Source organism: Pseudomonas sp. IT-93MI4 (assembly GCF_949767635.1).
Classification (GTDB): Bacteria; Pseudomonadota; Gammaproteobacteria; order Pseudomonadales; family Pseudomonadaceae; genus Aquipseudomonas; species Aquipseudomonas putida_A.
In genome coordinates this window covers 1-243 of the sequence record NZ_CATKPP010000053.1, presented here as the reverse complement: position 1 = coordinate 243, position 243 = coordinate 1, and the positions used below count along the sequence as shown (strand labels likewise).

General features: G+C 63.0%; 1 protein-coding gene. It reads right to left on the bottom strand.

Annotated elements, in window-relative coordinates; genetic code table 11:
• Window positions 1–243 (bottom strand): hypothetical protein (locus ACM6I7_RS19130; protein ID WP_414889048.1); only part of this gene is annotated, 243 nt, incomplete at both ends.

Sequence of the window (243 nt, the reverse complement as noted above, 5' to 3'; positions counted from 1 at the left end):
GTTCGGTTCGATGTGTTGGGCGACGAAGGCGGCGTCCAGGTTGATGACCCAGTCTTGCTGGGCGGTTACGGCATTGAATGTGCGGGACCCGGGTTCCTCGCCGGAGATATCGCCCACCCACTTCCAGGTGGCCTCGTCGTTGGCTACCCATGGCTTCACCACAGGCCTGGGGATGGTCAGTTTACTGGTACCGCCGGGCAGTGTGGCCGGGTCGAGGAAGCCGTTCTGCACCCCGAGGACAAT